22 protein-coding genes are annotated in these 17414 nt (G+C 52.3%); all 22 read left to right on the top strand.

All coding sequences use genetic code 11. The annotated features are described in order from the left end of the window. Complete coding sequence (locus PUR_RS04630) at positions 1–603, top strand: hypothetical protein (protein ID WP_179034221.1); 603 nt, start codon at positions 1–3, stop codon at positions 601–603. 126 nt (positions 604–729) lie between these two features. After that, positions 730–1248: a hypothetical protein gene (locus tag PUR_RS04635; protein ID WP_179034222.1), complete on the top strand. Its 519-nt coding sequence runs from the start codon at positions 730–732 to the stop codon at positions 1246–1248. 3 nt (positions 1249–1251) lie between these two features. Beyond that, the gene (locus tag PUR_RS04640) at positions 1252–2622 is read left to right on the top strand and encodes a DEAD/DEAH box helicase (protein ID WP_179034223.1); all 1371 of its coding nucleotides are present in this window, start codon (positions 1252–1254) and stop codon (positions 2620–2622) included. After that, positions 2612–3532 carry a DNA-methyltransferase gene (locus PUR_RS04645; RefSeq protein WP_179034224.1) on the top strand — a complete coding sequence of 307 codons (921 nt, stop codon included), beginning with the start codon at positions 2612–2614 and terminating at the stop codon, positions 3530–3532. The genes PUR_RS04640 and PUR_RS04645 overlap by 11 nt, the downstream gene beginning before the upstream one ends. A 14-nt stretch (positions 3533–3546) precedes the next feature. Beyond that, the gene (locus PUR_RS04650; protein ID WP_179034225.1) at positions 3547–5919 is read left to right on the top strand and encodes a virulence-associated E family protein; all 2373 of its coding nucleotides are present in this window, start codon (positions 3547–3549) and stop codon (positions 5917–5919) included. Positions 5920–6178: 259 nt separating this feature from the next. Then, positions 6179–6439 carry a VRR-NUC domain-containing protein gene (locus PUR_RS04655; RefSeq protein WP_179034226.1) on the top strand — a complete coding sequence of 87 codons (261 nt, stop codon included), beginning with the start codon at positions 6179–6181 and terminating at the stop codon, positions 6437–6439. After that, positions 6429–7808 (top strand): SNF2-related protein, encoded by a 1380-nt coding sequence (locus PUR_RS04660; protein WP_179034227.1) that lies wholly within the window; start codon positions 6429–6431, stop codon positions 7806–7808. The genes PUR_RS04655 and PUR_RS04660 overlap by 11 nt, the downstream gene beginning before the upstream one ends. Continuing rightward, positions 7805–8044, top strand: a complete 240-nt coding sequence (locus PUR_RS04665; protein WP_179034228.1) for a DUF3310 domain-containing protein — start codon at positions 7805–7807, stop codon at positions 8042–8044. The genes PUR_RS04660 and PUR_RS04665 overlap by 4 nt, the downstream gene beginning before the upstream one ends. Next, positions 8022–8474, top strand: coding sequence for a sigma-70 family RNA polymerase sigma factor (locus PUR_RS04670; protein WP_179034229.1), 453 nt, complete (start codon positions 8022–8024; stop codon positions 8472–8474). Before PUR_RS04665 ends, PUR_RS04670 begins: the two co-directional genes overlap by 23 nt. A gap of 131 nt (positions 8475–8605) precedes the next feature. Continuing rightward, positions 8606–8821 (top strand): Acb2/Tad1 domain-containing protein, encoded by a 216-nt coding sequence (locus PUR_RS04675; protein WP_232101716.1) that lies wholly within the window; start codon positions 8606–8608, stop codon positions 8819–8821. 73 nt (positions 8822–8894) lie between these two features. Then, a complete protein-coding gene (terS, locus tag PUR_RS04680) occupies positions 8895–9614 on the top strand; it encodes a phage terminase small subunit (RefSeq protein WP_179034230.1) in 720 nt (239 codons plus the stop codon). Further along, positions 9607–10926 (top strand): phage terminase large subunit, encoded by a 1320-nt coding sequence (locus tag PUR_RS04685; protein ID WP_179034231.1) that lies wholly within the window; start codon positions 9607–9609, stop codon positions 10924–10926. The genes terS and PUR_RS04685 overlap by 8 nt, the downstream gene beginning before the upstream one ends. A 21-nt stretch (positions 10927–10947) precedes the next feature. Further along, positions 10948–12417 carry a capsid protein gene (locus PUR_RS04690; protein WP_232101717.1) on the top strand — a complete coding sequence of 490 codons (1470 nt, stop codon included), beginning with the start codon at positions 10948–10950 and terminating at the stop codon, positions 12415–12417. Beyond that, entirely contained in the window at positions 12414–13523 is a 1110-nt protein-coding gene (locus PUR_RS04695; RefSeq protein ID WP_179034233.1) for a phage minor capsid protein, read from the top strand. The genes PUR_RS04690 and PUR_RS04695 overlap by 4 nt, the downstream gene beginning before the upstream one ends. A gap of 110 nt (positions 13524–13633) precedes the next feature. Next, positions 13634–14215 carry a phage scaffolding protein gene (locus PUR_RS04700; protein ID WP_179034234.1) on the top strand — a complete coding sequence of 194 codons (582 nt, stop codon included), beginning with the start codon at positions 13634–13636 and terminating at the stop codon, positions 14213–14215. Positions 14216–14228: 13 nt separating this feature from the next. Next, complete coding sequence (locus PUR_RS04705) at positions 14229–15104, top strand: capsid protein (protein WP_179034235.1); 876 nt, start codon at positions 14229–14231, stop codon at positions 15102–15104. Between the two features lie 39 nt (positions 15105–15143). Beyond that, on the top strand, positions 15144–15473 hold the full coding sequence (locus PUR_RS04710) for a hypothetical protein (RefSeq protein WP_179034236.1): 330 nt from the start codon (positions 15144–15146) through the stop codon (positions 15471–15473). Between the two features lie 8 nt (positions 15474–15481). Next, on the top strand, positions 15482–15847 hold the full coding sequence (locus PUR_RS04715; RefSeq protein WP_179034237.1) for a head-tail connector protein: 366 nt from the start codon (positions 15482–15484) through the stop codon (positions 15845–15847). After that, entirely contained in the window at positions 15847–16173 is a 327-nt protein-coding gene (locus tag PUR_RS04720; protein ID WP_179034238.1) for a hypothetical protein, read from the top strand. Before PUR_RS04715 ends, PUR_RS04720 begins: the two co-directional genes overlap by 1 nt. Further along, positions 16174–16566 (top strand): hypothetical protein, encoded by a 393-nt coding sequence (locus PUR_RS04725; RefSeq protein ID WP_179034239.1) that lies wholly within the window; start codon positions 16174–16176, stop codon positions 16564–16566. Beyond that, positions 16563–16952, top strand: coding sequence for a minor capsid protein (locus PUR_RS04730; RefSeq protein ID WP_197970126.1), 390 nt, complete (start codon positions 16563–16565; stop codon positions 16950–16952). The genes PUR_RS04725 and PUR_RS04730 overlap by 4 nt, the downstream gene beginning before the upstream one ends. Before the next feature lie 9 nt (positions 16953–16961). After that, on the top strand, positions 16962–17411 hold the full coding sequence (locus tag PUR_RS04735; RefSeq protein ID WP_232101718.1) for a phage tail tube protein: 450 nt from the start codon (positions 16962–16964) through the stop codon (positions 17409–17411). Positions 17412–17414 lie beyond the last annotated feature (3 nt).

Below are 17414 nucleotides of genomic sequence, written 5' to 3' on the forward strand. Positions count from 1 at the left end.
ATGGATCATAAAAAAGTGCTTAAGCAAACGCTGTATAACTTTGTGGAAAAAAAAGTTAAATTTCAAAAGGAAGAAGCGCGGAAGGAAATTGAAGCCTTAATTAGTGCAACCATTAACCCTATTTTGAATGAATGGATTCAGGTTAAACAGATCGAAACGGATGCAAGCAATTTAGCGGATCGGTTGACAGAACTGTCAGAGCTTTACCCTTGCGCGATTTCATGGGATGTCAAGAATGTAATTCGATCTTTAAACCGGACGATTTTCCCTCTTGGTACCGACATGCGGAATCGCATCTTGGATGACATTTGTGACTATGTGCACCATCCTACTCGGTCCGAGGTCAATCTTAATAATGAAGCCTTGGAAAATGCAACTCGTCAGCTCCAAAAGGACGTTCAGCCCCTTTCTAAAAAGCTCGCAGATTTATCAACTCTGGAAAATGAGCTGAACCGCGTTATTGGTGCAGAAGCTAATGGGGCGAGAGCTTACAAAGCTCTTGTAGCGCTCGGGGTGGACTTGTCGGAGGTTGAGGACGTATCTCCCAATTTACCGGCTATTGTAAAACTGTCGGTTGACCCTGCAATGCTTGCTCAGGCATAAGCCTATGAAGGAAGACCCTTATTTTCAAGACATACCATGGGACATTATTACAGATGACAGCGGCAAGGTGCTTGGAGAGGTCTTCATGACTCTCCCGGCAGCTCCACCAAGGAGGCGAAAAGGAAAATGCCTTATGAGTTCTACATTACACCCGAAGAATACGAACGGGCTGAAGCGAACGGAGTAAGCCGAATGCGTCTTGAATACCGTATCCGCTCGTGGGCTTGGGAAAAAGAACGTGCGATCACAACGCCGCCGCGTCCAATGCAAGACCGGTCCGAGTGGCGAAAGGTAGCCGAAGCCAACGACATTCCTCGTAAATTGTTCTATCAGCGCATTTTGAAATACGGATGGAGTGAGGAGCGGGCGGCCACTCAGCCGATTGCTACGGATGTAGATCGTGCAAGGCATGGCCGTTTGGGTATGGAGGCTGCTAGGGTTCATCCGGCTGAATACATCGATTTGGCCCGGAAGAACGGTGTACCATACAAGCGCTTCGCTTGGCGGGTGCGTCACGGATGGAGCTATGAGCGGGCAGCTACAGAGGGAAAGGTTCCGCCGCAGGAGGCAGGCCGGAGAGGAAAGCAGAGAACACAAGAGCTTCATGGCGACATTGGAGCACCTATCTTTCAGAAAAGAGGTTGACGGATGGAGTACGAATCATTCATTCAAAGCAAGAAAGTCATTGCGCTGCCGTCCGGTTTTGATATTGACCGTAACAGTCTGAATTCTGGTCTGTTCAACTTTCAGAAGGATATTGTCCGCTGGGCACTAAAGCGCGGTCGGGCAGCGATCTTCGCTGGAACAGGGCTAGGAAAGAGCCGGATGCAGGTTGAATGGGCACAGAAGGTTCATGAGCTGTCAGGCGGTGATGTGCTGCTGTTGGCTCCGCTGGCTGTGGCAGCCCAGACTATTCGAGAAGGCGCAGAGATCGGAATCACCATTCATTTCTGCCGGAGCCAAGATGACGTTCAGCCCGGGCTTAATATCACCAATTATGAAATGCTCCATAACTTCGAGCCTATTCTGTTCTCCGGCGTTGTGTTGGACGAGTCCTCCATTCTTAAATCATTTGCTGGCAAGGTCCGGACAGAGCTGATTGAGTCTTTCGCTTACACTCCCTACCGACTCGCTTGTACGGCGACTCCTGCGCCCAATGATTATATGGAGCTTGGCAATCATGCCGAATTCCTGGGCGTCATGAGCCGTTCCGAGATGCTGTCCATGTACTTCGTCCATGACGGCGGGGACACGGCAAAATGGCGGCTGAAAGGTCATGCAGAGGATGTTTTCTGGGAATGGGTATCTTCCTGGGGTATCGTTCTCGAAAAGCCGTCTGATCTCGGTTATGAGGACGGAGCTTATATTCTACCACCGCTTACGGTCGAGGATCTAGTGATTGAAGTCGATGGAGAACCGGCGAAGACGCTCTCTCAGCGGCAGAAGGCGCGACGCGAGACGGTGGAACAGCGTGTATCGGCCTGCGCAGAGATCGTCAACGCAACCGATGAGCCCTTTTTGGTCTGGTGTGACTTGAACATCGAGTCGGAGCTGCTGACAGCGGCAATCCCAGGAGCGGTGGAGGTTAAAGGATCAGACAAGCCTGGCCATAAAGAACGGGCGCTTCTTGACTTCGCAGAAGGTAAGATTCGCGTTCTAGTGACCAAGCCCAGTATTGCCGGGTTCGGAATGAACTGGCAGCATTGCGCGGACATGGCCTTCGTAGGATTGTCAGACAGCTTTGAACAGGTCTTCCAGGCGATCCGGCGTTGCTACCGCTTTGGACAGACGCGCCCTGTCACTGCCCGAATGATCACGACGAGCCGAGAAGGCGCCACGGCAGAGAATATCAAGCGCAAGGAGGCTGACTTCCGCCGGATGGTCGCCGAGATGGTTCAATATACACAGAAAATTACATCTGAGAATGTCCGGTCTACTGAGCGACAGGTTACGGCCTATGTTGCAAAGCGGGCTATGACAATCCCGAAATGGTTAAGAGGTGAGCAGTATGCAGGTTAATACATTAAACGAGACCGTGACCGACGACTTCGCTTTATATCACGGTGATTGTGTGGAGGTCACGCGCGGCATCCCCGATAACAGCATTCATTATTCTATTTTCAGTCCGCCGTTCTCTTCGCTCTACACCTACTCTAACAGTGAACGGGATATGGGCAACAGCGCCAGCGATGAGGAGTTTTATACACACTTCTGTTTTCTAGTTAAGGAATTGTTCCGTATCACGATGCCGGGACGATTGGTCAGCTTCCACTGCATGGATGTACCGGCCATGAAGTCCAGAGACGGGTTCATCGGAATCAAGGACTTCCCGGCACAGATCCGGCAGTTGTTCGAAGATGAGGGTTTTATCTATCACTCGAAGGTGACCATTTGGAAAGATCCGCTGGTCGAGGCGACCCGTACCAAGGCGCTCGGACTGCTACACAAGCAGCTCATGAAGGACTCGAATCTTAGTCGGCAAGGCCTGCCGGATTACGTGTTCACTATGCGAAAGCCTGGAGATAACCAGGAGCCTATCACTCACCCGGAGGGCCTGACTGAGTTTTATGGTGAAGATGAGCCGGCTGGAGAGGTCTATTCGCATCAAGTGTGGCGTCGATATGCAAGCCCTGTTTGGATGGATATCCGGCAAAGTAACACGCTTCAATATCGATCATCCCGGGAGGAAAAGGACGAGAAACATATTTGCCCGCTGCAGCTCGATGTGATTGCACGGTGCGTGGAGCTATGGAGCAATCCAGGCGACGTCATCTTCTCGCCTTTTGCTGGCATCGGCAGCGAAGGCTATCAGGCGATCAAAATGGGCCGGCGCTTCGTTGGCGTTGAGCTTAAGGAAAGTTACTACCGGTCAGCAGCTATGAATCTGGAAACCGCGGCACAAGAAGCATTTGACGACATGCTGCTTTAGGAAGGGCGACCGCCATGTTAGATATATCGTTTGGAAAAAATCGATCAGACACCAACTGGAAACCTGAATACCTATCTTGGGAAGAGTTCACTGAAAAGCTCAAAAAGGTGCGGCGGACCGGGGAGACGATGGCCGAGTATGATCGAATGACCAATGCCGAGAAAGGGAAGATCAAAGACGGCAAGGCTTTCGTCGGCGGGCTGGTTAAAAGCGGGCGCCGCAAGAAGGAGAACGTGGAGTCCCGCTGGCTTCTAACGCTAGATGCAGATAATGCGGACGACGACTTCTTGTTTAACGTAGAGCTGGCTTTCGGAGCGTCGGCATACGCCGTCTATTCCACGCACAGCAGCCGCCCGGATAACCGCAAATATCGGGTTGTCTCTCCTATGGATCGTGCCATGTCGCCGGACGAACATGCTGCCGTAAGCCGGCGTAGGGCGGACGAGATCGGGCTGCATTACTTTGACCGTACGACATTTGACGTTCACCGCTTGATGTATCTGCCCAGCTGCAGCCGGGATGCGGAGCCAGAGCTGCATATCGCGGATGGTCCGCCGACAACGGTGGACGAGTTATTAAGCGAGTATGAGGACTGGCGAGATCCGGCGCAATGGCCACGTCATCCGGATGACGTGAAGCATCTGGAGGCATTGCGGAATAAACTCGGAGATCCGACGGAAAAGCCGGGTGTCATCGGCGCATTCTGTCAGGTGTACAGTATGATCCAAGGACTGGAGAAATTCCTATCTGAAACTTATGAGCCGACTACCCATGAGGACCGATACACTTTTACAGGCGGTACGTCCGTCGGCGGGATGCGGGTATACGATGATTGGTGGGCGTATTCCGAACACCAAAGCGATCCGGCGAACGACGGCCATTGCCATAATATTTTTGATCTTATCCGCATTCATAAATTCGGTGATCTGGACGACGAGGTCAAACCCAATACACCGGGGACTAAACGGCCAAGTCATCAGGCCATGCTCGATTTTGCAGCCAATGATCCGGCCGTAAAAAAAGTGCGGCTAACGCAGGACTTCGGCGATTTTGAAGACGACGATCCGGATTGGATGGCTCAATTGGATGTTCACTCCAAGACCGGGAAGCCTCTCTCTACAGCCAAGAATGCAGAGCTTATTTTACGAAATGGCGTTTTTCAGGGTGTTCTGGCGTATGATGCGTTCGGTAATACAGAAGTGATCCGAAAAGCGTTGCCTTGGCGAGAAAGGGAACGGCCGCAGCGGGAATATGAGCCTTGGCTGGGGGCAGATGATAAGCGAATGCTGCACTATTTTGGAAAAATGTACGATTTCAAATCTGCGACAACGATTCAGAATGCTTTTACGGAAGTCGTTCATACCAATACGTTTCACCCTATCAAGGAGTATCTGGAAACGCAGCACTGGGACGGGGTTAAACGACTCGACCGCGTTTTTGTGACCTACCTGGGGGCGCCGGATGACCATTACACGCGTTCTGTAACGCGCAAGATGATGGTGGCTTCCGTCAAGCGGCTGTATGAACCTGGATGCAAATTCGACAATATGCTGGTGCTAGTCGGTCCACAAGGCGCGGGAAAGAGTAGTCTGCTGGCTAAGCTGGGGCGGAAATGGTTCTCTGACTCTTTGCGTACGTTTGAGAATAAAGAGGCTGGAGAACACCTTCAAGGGGCCTGGATATTCGAGATTGGCGAACTGTCAGCCATGAAGAAGGCGGAGGTTGAAGAGATCAAGGCGTTTCTGTCGAAGACGGATGACCGGTACCGGGTGGCGTATGATCGACAGGTATCCGAATTTCCACGTAAATGCGTCTTTTTCGGGACCACTAATAATCATAATTTTCTTCAGGACCCGACGGGGAACCGCCGTTTTTGGCCGGTTAATTGTGACCCGAGTATGCGGCAGGAGAGCCACTGGGACCATCTCACAGATGAGCTGGTAGGGTTAATCTGGGCGGAGGCACTACACCTATATAGGGGCGGGGAAGCCTTGGAGCTGGATAAGGAAGCCGCTGACGAAGCGGAGCGGATACAAGGCTTGCATCTGGAGGAGGACCCACGCGAAGGTCTGATAATGAAGTTCCTGGATACACCGCTACCAGAAGACTGGGAAAGCTTAAATACTTGGCAGCGCCGCGAGTATCTGGATGATCCGGACGGAAGCGTTCCGCGTACCCGTGTCTGCGCTGCGGAGATTTGGGCAGAAGCCTTGGGGCAGGACCCTGCCAAGTTTGGCCGATGGGAAGCTAGGGGGATTTATGACATCCTACGAAAGCTTCCGAATTGGTATGAAAGGGAGAAAGGCAGGGTTAATTTTAAGCTTTATGGTAAGCAGACTGCATTTGAAAATAGAGGACAAGAAGGCAGGACATTACCTGAAAAATGAGGACATTAAGGACAAGAAGAGATTTCCAGAAGGACAACAATGGACATTACATGACATTAAAAAAATGGTTTGTTGTCCTACCTGAAACCCTTGCGGCAGTAAGGAAAAATTAACTTTAGGACAACAAGGACATTAAAAACCTTCTATATAAGATAATTAGTATATTAACCCTATATATAGGAGGAAATATAACTTAAACGCGTTTTTGAACGCATACGCGCGTAATAATGTTCTTGTTGTCCAAAGGAGTGATCATAATTTGCGAGAGTCAAAATTGGAACGAGACTTGGTCAAAGCTATTCGTGAGCGTGGCGGAAAGTGCTGGAAGTGGGTGTCACCGGGAACGGCAGGCGTGCCGGACCGATTGTGCTTCTTGCCTGGCGGAAGACTGGTAATTGTCGAGATGAAAGCTCCAGGCGAGCAGCCACGACCGCTGCAACTCAAACGGCATAGAGAGCTTCAAGATTTGGGATTTGAGGTTCGGGTGATTGATTCGGAGGCGGGCATCCATGAAATTTAAACCTCACGGCTATCAGCAGTATGCCATACAGCATGTTATCGACGTCCCTGGGTCAGCGTTGTTTCTTGAAATGGGTCTCGGCAAAACAGTAATCACGTTGACGGCGCTGGAGGCTTTGAAGAATGACTATTTTGACGCTGACAAGATTCTGGTGATTGCCCCTTTACGGGTGGCCGATGACACATGGGCCCGGGAGTCGAAGAAGTGGGATCACCTGAAGCATTTACGGATCAGCAAGATTCTGGGAACCGCAAACCAGCGAAAAAAAGCCCTGACTACTGATGCTGACATATACGTGATCAATCGGGAGAATGTCCCATGGCTAGTAGCACAGACGGGAAGCAAATGGCCTTTTGATACGGTGGTGATTGATGAGCTCTCTAGCTTCAAAAACGGACAGTCGCAGCGTTTCCGGGCTCTCCGGCGGGTCCGCCCATTGATCAACCGGATTGTCGGGTTAACCGGGACGCCAGCTCCTAACGGATTGCAGGACCTGTGGGCGCAAATGTACCTGATCGACCAAGGAGAGCGTTTGGGTAAGACGGTTACCGGGTTCCGCGACCGATATTTGACCGCAGGGCAGCGGGATAAAGCCAATCCGCATGTTGTATACGACTGGAAGGCAAAGCCGGAAGCAGAGGATAACGTGTACTCCAAAATTTCGGATATCGCGGTGAGCATGAAGGCAGAGGATTGGCTGGACATGCCAGACCGGATTGACCGCACGGTTCCCGTGAAGTTGAACGATAAAGCCCGGGAGCAGTACAAGCAGCTAGAACGCGATCTGCTGCTGCCTTTCATGGATGCGGATGTTGTTGCGAATACGGCTGCCGTTCTGAGTAATAAACTTTTGCAGATGGCGAATGGAGCGGTATACGACGAGATCAAAGGCGTTCGTGAGATTCACGAATCCAAGCTAGATGCCTTAGAGGACGTGATCGAGGCAGCAAACGGGCATCCGGTTCTTGTATTCTACGCCTACAAGCATGATCTGGAACGTATCCAGAAACGTTTCCCGCAGGCTCACAGTCTTGGTAAAGGAGCTGAGGGCGTGAAGGATATCGAGAACTGGAATGCCGGGAAAATACGGCTTCTGGCGGCTCATCCGGCTTCTGCTGGACACGGGCTTAACCTTCAGGACGGGGGGAACATCATCGTCTGGTACGGGCTGACATGGAGCCTTGAACTTTACCAGCAGGCTAACGCCCGGCTGCACCGCCAGGGACAGCAGCGCAGTGTGATCATTCACCATCTGGTGACCGAGGGCACGATGGACGAGGATGTCATGGCAGCGCTGAAGGGAAAGGCAGTAGGACAGGACGCCTTGATGGTCGCAGTCAAGGCTCGAATAGAAAGGGTGAAATTATGAACGATCCAGTGAATCATCCGCAGCATTACACTGCGGGGAACATAGAGTGCATCGATGGTATCGAATCGGCGATTGAGGGGTTGCCGCCAGATGAAGCGTATTGCATAGGCACAGCGATTAAATATCTTTGGCGCTGGAAGCGTAAAGGTGGCGTCGAGGACTTACGTAAAGCTCAATGGTTTATAAATCGTGTAATTGCGAAGGAGGACAATCATGAGCAGCGTGACGTGGATTGAAGATCTGATCAGGCAATATGCTTCCGAGACGCATGTCCTGGAACGCTACCGCGATTCGCTGGACGTGGCCGATCCGGCAGCGGCAGAGGAGGCTGACGTTGTCTCTGGCATGCTGGCCGATATGCGATACGCCTTGTCTTGGATGAAACGGGGACGTCGCCCAGGGAGCCGTCGAGGGGCCGAGCGGACTGACGTGTATCGGCAGCGCGAGTTGTTCATAAAGCTATCCGGCACGAAGATGGGCAACGCCGAGCGCCTACAGATGGTTGAGGCACTTCTTGCATTGAGCGACCGGGAGCGAACATGTTTTCTGCTTCACATGGCGCAGGGCTTGACTTTGCAGGAGATTTCACATAAGCTTGGGATATCAAGAGCTTCGGTTCAGGACTATGTGAACCGGGCAAAATGCAAGATTAAGCAAGATTTTTAGCAGGCTTGCCCTACGTATTGCCCTACAACGAGCCATACAACATGCAGTGCTATAAGTCTGTCTATATACAAGAGTCGCTTTCGAGCGGCTCTTTTTTGCGTTCAAAATCAAATTCCAAGGAGACGATCCAGATGGCACATATGGCAAATCCGCAAATCGAGAACAATTTCAGTTACCATGCCCCGAAGGAAGGCCAGCCGGAAAAGTACGAAACGATCCGCAGTAAGGCGAAGGAACTGGCGTATTTGATCGATCAGGAGTGTCCGAAGAGCCGCGAGGCCTCAGTGGCCATGACAAAGCTGGAAGAGGCTGTGTTCTGGGCTAATGCTTCTGTAGCGAGGAATTAGAAAATCAAAGAATCCGGAGCTTTCACGGCTCCCATGCAAAACAACTTAACCCGCGGGGGTGGTGAACGTGTAAATGACTGAAACATCCAAGCTCGCCGAGCAGGATTACCAGGCCGGCATGAAATATAAGGCGATTGCTGAAAAATACGGCGTTTCCCTCAATACGGTCAAGAGCTGGAAGCAGCGTCACGGTTGGGATCGAAAAAAGGGCGCACACAAACCGAAAGGGGCGCACACCAATAAAGGCGGTGCGCCTCCGGGCAACCGGAATGCAGTCGGCAATAATGGCGGAGCCCCGAAGCGTAATAAGAATGCCGAGAAGCACGGCCTGTTCAGCAAGTATCTTCCGGCGGAATCGTTGGAGATCATGGAGCAGCTGCAGACCAAGTCGCCGATCGACATTGTTTGGGACAACATCATGTTCCAGTACGCGGCGATTATTCGGGCGCAGCAGATCATGTACGTCCATGATCGGGATGACAAGACCATTGAGCGTATCGAGTATAAGGACGGGAATGTTATCGGTGAGAAATGGGAAGTGCAGCAGGCCTGGGACAAGCAGGCGACCTTCCTCCAGGCACAGAGCCGCGCTATGGGCACACTGGAAAGTCTCATCCGTCGTTATGATGAGCTGTTGAAGTCCGATCTGGCCACGGAGGAGCAGCGGGCCCGCATTGAGCTGATTCGCTCCAAGATTCCGAATCAGGGCGGCACGGATCCTAATGAGCAGATCACCGCACTTGCCGATTTGATAAACAAGCCGGTTCCGGAACGGGTGATTGACGATGATTGAGTATGCGCCGCTAACGGGCAAGCAGGCTGACTACATCCGCCGCTGCACAGATTCTTGGCTGAACGTCGCAGAGGGCGGCAAGCGGGCAGGCAAGAACATTATCAACCTAATCGCCTATGCGATGATCTTGGAGGTTCACCCGGACAAGTTGCACCTGGTTGCTGGCGTTTCCCTAGCAGCCGCCAAGATGAACGTCATTGACTCCAACGGATACGGCCTACAATGGCTGTTTGCGGGCCGATGCCGTGAGGGAGAATACAAGAACCGGGACGCGCTGTTCATCCAGACCAAGACCGGCGAGAAGATCGTCATCATTGCCGGCGGCGGGAAGGCGAACGACGCGGCTCGGATCAAGGGTAACTCATACGGTACGGTATATATCACCGAGGTGAACGAGTGTCATCAATCCTTCGTACAGGAGGTATTCGACCGGACACTGGCAAGCTCGAAGCGGCAGCTGTTCTTCGACTTGAACCCGAAGCCGCCGGCGCACTGGTTCTATCGGGACGTGTTGGATTACCAGGACCTGCTGAAAGAGCGCGGGGAGAACCCGGGTTACAATTACGAGCACTTCACGCTGTTTGACAATATGAGCATTCCAGATGATCGGCTCAAGACCGTACTGGCCACGTACGACAAGACGAGCCTCTGGTACATGGCCGACATCAAGGGTAAGCGGACAGCGGCGACAGGGCGGATATATACCGGCTATACGGTCAAGGACGTGCTGATCAGCCGGAAGGACATTGAGGACGAGAAGTTCATTGAGTTCTCGGTTGGCATAGACGTCGGCGGCACGGACGCCACGGTGGCCACGCTGACGGGCTTCACGGTCCGCTACGGTAAAGTCATGCTGCTGGACGGCTATTATCATAAGCAAGGCAAGGAGACCGGATACACGCATGACCGGTATGCCAAGGAGATTGTCGATAAGATCGAGGAGTGGTCCAAAACGTACCGCTCCTTTTTGCTGTCCGCTCGCATCTTCGCCGAGTCAGCTGATAAGTTGTTCCGCCAGGCGCTGGCCAACGAGCTGAAGCGCCGCGGCTTCAACATCACGGTCACGCCGTCTTACAAGAAGGAAGGCATCATCGACCGGATACGGCTGACGAACATCCTGATCAACCAGGGCCGCTACAAGGTTATGGGCCATCTAAAGCCCTGGATCGAGGCGCTGGAGAATGCGACCTGGGACGAGGAGGAACGGCAGAAAGGTGAGTGGGCGCGGACCGATGACGGCAGCTACCCGGTAGACTGCCTGGACAGCTCCGAATATGCGGTGCAGCCGTTCAAGCCGAGACTGGAGGTGTAGAAAGTGGGGTGGTTCAAGAATATGGTTATAAAAATGCTGAGGATCACGCCGGCGCCGGTCAGCCAGGTCATCACGATCCAAGAGCCGTACAGCTACCAGGCGAACGTGCTGCGTAACCGGCTATGGTATCGCGGCGATCCGTCGGAGCTGGACCAGTTTTACAAGCAGACCAAATACGATGCCGTGAGCCGCTCCCGCTTCTGGGCGGCCGTTCCGACAGCGGGCCTCGGCATTCGGAAGATCCATTCTGGGTTGCCGGCCATGGTCGCGGACCGTCTGGCGGATATCGTTATTGCGGATATGGACAACATCTCGCTGAAGATGCAGAACGAGACGGACCTGTGGGAGGAGATCAGCGAGGACAACGACTTCCCGGAGCTTCTGGGCGGTTCCATCACGGAGACGCTGACGACCGGAGACGGGGCGTTTAAGGTAACAGTGGACCCGCTGGTGAGCGAATATCCGCTGATTGAGTTTTATAGCGGTGACCAGGTCGAATACAAGCGGATGCGGGGCCGACTTCAGGAAGTCCTTTTCTTTACGGATTACACCGTGAACAGCAAGGATTATCGGCTGGTGGAGACGTTCGGGCGAGGCTATATCCGCAATAAACTGCTGGACGCCTATGGCAAAGAGGTGCCGCTGTCTCTGGTGCCGGAGATTGCGGATCTTCAGGACGTGGAGTATGACGGCGACTTTCTGATGGCCGTTCCGCTGATGATCTTTAAGAGTAGCAAATGGCCCGGGCGCGGCAAGTCCATATTCGACAGCAAGGCAGATTCCTTCGACGCCCTAGACGAGGTTATCAGCCAGTGGGTGGATGCAATCCGAGCAGGAAGGGTTCAGAAGTACATTCCGGAGGATCTGATTCCGAAGAATCCGGAGACTGGAGAGCTGACAAGGCCCAATCCGTTTGATAATCAGTTTATCCAGATGGGTAGCAGCCTGGCCGAGGATGCGAAGGGTCAAATCGACATGGTACAGCCGCAGATAGCCTACGAGGCGTTTGTGGCCAGCTACAGTAGCACTTTGGATATGTGCCTTCAAGGCATCGTGTCACCCAGCACATTGGGAATCGATCTCAAAAAGACCGATAATGCCGAAGCGCAGCGCGAGAAGGAGAAGGCCACACTGTACACTCGCAGCAAGATCGTAGATCGGTTGAATGAGGTCATTCCGGAGTTAGTAGACACAGTTATGAAGGTCTATGACACGCTCCAAGGACGAAGACCCGCCGAGTACGAGGCTAGTGTGACCTTCGGGGAGTACGCCAGCCCATCTTTTGATGCCGTGGTGGAGACTGTCGGCAAGGCTCGAACCTTTGGTGTTATGTCCATTGAGCGTGCCGTGGAGGAGCTCTACGGTGATACCTGGACCGCGGAGGAAAAGGCGGAAGAGGTAGCGAGGCTGAAGGAGGAGCAGGTAGGGCCGACTATTGATGATCCTGAACTGCGACGGGACGCTGATCCGAACGAAGATGGTGCCGAATGAGGAAAAAATATGACATCCGCCGCATCTTTGCGCAGATGGAAATCGACCTGATAGCTTCCATGAAGCGTAACCTGACCAGGCATGAGAATGAGCAGAAGAAAGAGGGCTTTGAGTGGCCACAATGGCAGCAGAAGAAGCTGGAAGACTTGGCCAGGTATAAGAAAGAGGCCCGGAAGATCGTTCGTAAGGCTGAACCAGTGATCGAAGAGGCGGTAGAACAGGAAGTTAAAGGCGGATTTCTTGCGGGAATCAAGAATTTTGGCAAACGGCTGCTGGGCAAACTGATTCCGCGCATGCTGGACATAGACGGTATATCTGATGATAATTTCTTCCGACTCAACGAAGGCCGTGTAAATGCTCTAGTGAGTGCGGCTCAGGGTGAGCTGAGAGCTGCCAACGCTGCTGTACTTCGGCAGGCAGACGATGTGTTCCGGCAGACGATTTTCAAGTCTCAGCTCTACTTGAACAGCGGTGCAAGTTCACTTGGCCAAGCGATTGACATGGCTACGGGAGAGTTCCTGGATAAGGGATTCGATTCCATCCAGTTTGCCGGCGGCCGCCGAATGAACATTGCTTCTTATGCTGAAATGGCGCTGCGTACATCCTCACAGCGGGCTGTGTTCGAAGGAGAAGGAGCTAAACGCCGGGCAACTGGCATCCATACCGTTGTCATATCGGCACACAATAACTGCTCTGAGCTGTGTCTTCCCTGGCAAGGCAAGGTATACATTGATGATGTGTATAGTGGCGGCGTAGCCGGCGAAGGCCCCTATCCTCTGCTCAGTTCTGCAATGCGCGCAGGTTTGTTCCATCCAAACTGCCGGCACAACATGAGCACTTTCGTTCCTGGTCAGAGCCGTTTACCACAGCCGGTGGACGACGACGAGGCCTTGGCCAACTTCAAGGATGAACAGAAGCAGAGGTACATGGAGCGGCAGATCCGCAGGTATAAACGCCGCGCAGCGGGTAATGTGGATCCGATCAATCAGGCAAAGGCAGAGGCCAAGGTCAAAGAGTGGCAGAAGCGGCTTCGTGAGCACGTCAAGACCCATGAGAATCTGCGGCGAGATTACAGCCGTGAGAAAGTACAGATACCACCTAAATAACCTGGGCCCCTGCTGAGACTGCTGGGGCCTATTGCTCATGGGCTGGAGCATAACAGCCCCACTCCCAGAGCTGGAGAGCAGCTATATAAATCTATGGAGGATGATGATAAATGGAATGGTTGAAAGAGTTGTTGAAGAAAGCCGGATTTGATGAGTCCAAGATTGACGCGCTGGTGGGGGATGTGGGCAAAGAGCTGCCGAAGCACTTTGTGCCGAAGAGTCAGTATAACGATCTGACCGAAACCAAGAAGAAGCTGGAGAAGGATATCACGGATCGGGATGCGCAACTGGACACACTCAGCAAGGCTGCCGGTGCTTCCGAGGAATTGAAGAAGCAAATTGAGACGCTTCAGGGCGAGAACAAGACTGCCAAGGAACAATACGAGGCGAGCCTGAAGGACATGACGCTGACCAACGCTATTAAGGCTGCACTGAATGGCAAAGTCCACAATGAGGCGATAGTCACTGGACTGATCGACAAGACAAAGCTGGTTGTCGATGGGGATAAGGTTGTCGGTCTGGATGAGCAGCTTACTGGACTCAAGACATCTGACGCTTACCTGTTCAAACCAGAAGGTGGAGGGAATGGCGGTCAAGGCGGTTTCCGTGTTGGCGGAGGCGGCGGTGGCGGGCAAGGGACAGCAACAAATGAACAATTAGCAAGTATTTTCGGTAATACACCTCAAAAATAAGGAGAGATGATTCATGCCTTACAATTACGTAGACAGTTTCCTCACGGAACTGCAGCAAAAATATTTTCGGGAGCTTACATCTTCTGGACTGACTACCCAAAACGCCATTTTTATCGGCACAAAAACGATAAAAATTCCGCGCCTGGATGTTGGTGGCTATAAGGATCACAGCCGCGCAGGTGGATGGAATCGCCAGGCAATCAGCAACGACTTTGAAACCAAGGTGCTGACTTTTGACCGTGACGTAGAATTTTATGTTGATGCTATGGATGTGGACGAAACCAACCAGATTGTTTCGGCCGCCAATACCACCAACGTATTTGAGACAGAGCAGGCGATTCCGGAGCTCGATAAATATCGGTATAGCAAAATCTATTCCGATTATGTGGCGCTTGGTAAAGTTCCGAACACTACTGCGCTTACCATTGCCAATGCCCTGCAAATCTTTGACCAACTCATGCAGAATATGGATGAAGCTGAGATCCCTCAGGATGGTCGTATCTTGTATGTAACTCCTACGGTGCATACGCTGCTCAAACAGGCTGAGAATATGCAGCGCTATATTTCAGTTACAGCCAATAACGGCGAGATTAACCGCTCCGTCCGCAGCTTGGATGATGTTACCCTGGTCAAAGTGCCTTCTAGTCGTATGAAGACTGTTTTCGACTTCACAAATGGCGCGGTTCCAGGCGTAGGCGCGAAACAGATCAACATGATTCTGATTCATCCGCACTGCGTGCTGGCTCCGATCAAACACAGCGCAATTTATCTGTGGGAGCCAGGCAGCCACACCGGTGGAGACGGATATTTGTATCAAAACCGTCGATATACTGACTTGTTTGTGATTGAGCGCAAGGCGGATGCTATTCAGCTCAGCGTACAAGCCTAATATAAATGGCCATTGGCCAAATGAGAGGAGACCGACTATATGTTATTTGCAGTAAAAGGTAACAAACAATTGCGCATCGATGACGCGGAGCGTGATACGTACTTGAAGATGGGGTATGACATTGCTGAGCAAGAAGGTGACGATCTGAAGGTCGTGGATAACGCTCCGAGTAAGACGGTATCCTTCACCGAATATCAAAAGCTTGCCCAGGAGAATGCTGATCTGAAGAAGCAGATCGCGGCTTCCGGATCCGGTACTCCGGAGGCTTTGGCAGGGCTGCAGGACCAACTTGCCGATGCTCAGAAAGAGATTGAGACGCTGAAGGTTCAACTGGCCGACGCCAAGAAACCAGCTAAAGCTGACAAGTAGGTGATCCTATGTCGTATGCCACAGTAGCGGAATACCTCCAGTACGGAGCAGGGGGCATTCCAGAGGATAATCTGCCGGCGCTGCTCGAGCGGGCCAGCGATCAGATTGATCTGCTAACCTATAACCGGATTGCAGCGCACGGCATCACCAGACTTACACCATTTCAGAGGGACCGGGTAATTAAAGCAGTCTGCCAACAGGCGGACTTCCTTTTTACTTACGGGGACTACATCAACAGCCCGTTGACAGGCTATTCAGCAGGCAGTGTGTCGGTATCATTTAAGGCCGTTGCCGGTGCTGGCGGCATACAGACTACGGAGAGTGTTTCCAGTCTTCTGGCGCTTACAGGTCTGACGACAAGGAGGCTGATCTGATGTTTGGTAAACTGCCTTTCCCGAAGTGGATTTTAAACACGCCCATACAGGTTTTAAGAACGCAAACCAGCGAAGACGGTGAGCCCGTGGAAGAGTTAATCTTCTCCGGGCTTTGTTCTTATGAAGAGAAGATGAGGCAGAAGCTGGACAAGGAGAGGCGCCTGGTGACGCTATCCGGTAAGGTGATTATCCAGGGGGATATCCTTCCTGGACAGCTGATCGAGGGCCTTGTGCGAATTGGTGGGGCCGAGCGTTCTATATTCAGCGCTTCACGGCCGCAGAATCCGGATGGCAGCGTGTTTTCAACGGAACTGGAGCTGATGTAAATGGTCAAAGTGAGAACAACAATGAATTCAAGAGCCATGAACCGACTCCGTACGGCTCCTGAGAAAGCACTGATTCAAGTCGTAGAAGGCGCCAAGGACAGCATCTTGGCGGATATCATGTCAGCCGAGGTCGTCCCTAAACAGACCGGTGAGCTGGAGCGTAGTGCGACCATTGACGCTTCTAAGTCCAAACGGGGCAAGGTGACAATCACCTACGATACGCCTTATGCACGCCGTCTCTATTGGCATCCGGAATATACCTTCCGACGCGACAAGAACCGGCATGCGCAAGGAGAGTGGCTGCGAGCATGGGCTGAGGGAAAGAAGACCCGGGGAGTAACCCAGGCCTTTAAAACCTTGCTCAAGAAGCTGGCAGGAGGTTTCATACGATGATGACTCTGGCGCAAGTGCGTGACTGGCTCAAGACTCGAGTCGATTGCCCTGCCTGGTATATCGGTAAAGCCGACACCAGCAAAGAGCAGTGCATCAGCCTGTACAACCTGAATTCTGGATCACCGATTATTGCTATAGGAGGCTTGGCAAACACAAGCTATGCAGCCAAGGCGGTGTCCATCCTGGTGCATTGGACAAAGAATGCAGATACAGCGGAGCAGAAGGCCCAGGAGGTCTATGCTGCGCTATTTGGGCAGGCAGGGGTCATTGCAGGTAAGAGAGTGATCAATTTTCAGATGCGGATCACAGAGCCTGTCAGCGTGGGTACTGATGATGCCGGGATATTCGAATATGTGATTGAGACAACGATTTATTACGAAAGGTAGGGGATTGCTTTGGAAACAGGTGTTTTTCCGGTTCACAATAATATTTTTAAAGTCGGCTCCTTAGGCAGAGCTTCAACAGCTGCTGAAATGATCGAGATTAAGGATCTGGAGAACTTCTCTATCTCCATTGATGGCAATACGGAAGAGTGGTCTCCGATGGATCAGGGCGGCTGGACCCGCCGGGCAGTAACCGGTAAGGGGATGACGATTAGCTTCACGGGTAAGCGGCACTACGGGGATCCTGGTAATGATTATATCGCTGGCCTGATGATCGGTACTGGCCAGGAAGTCGAAACCAAATTCGAGTGGACGCTGCCGAGCGGTGCAAAGCTGACTATGGACTGTGTAATCAACTTGACAGCTCCTGCAGGCGGCGATTCTACAAATATTGATGCTTTGGAATTTGAACTTTTATCTGATGGCAAGCCGACTTTTACGCCGGCGCCAGTCACACCTTAAGGA

It is taken from the genome of Paenibacillus sp. URB8-2, from assembly GCF_013393385.1.
GTDB lineage: Bacteria > Bacillota > Bacilli > Paenibacillales > Paenibacillaceae > Paenibacillus_AQ.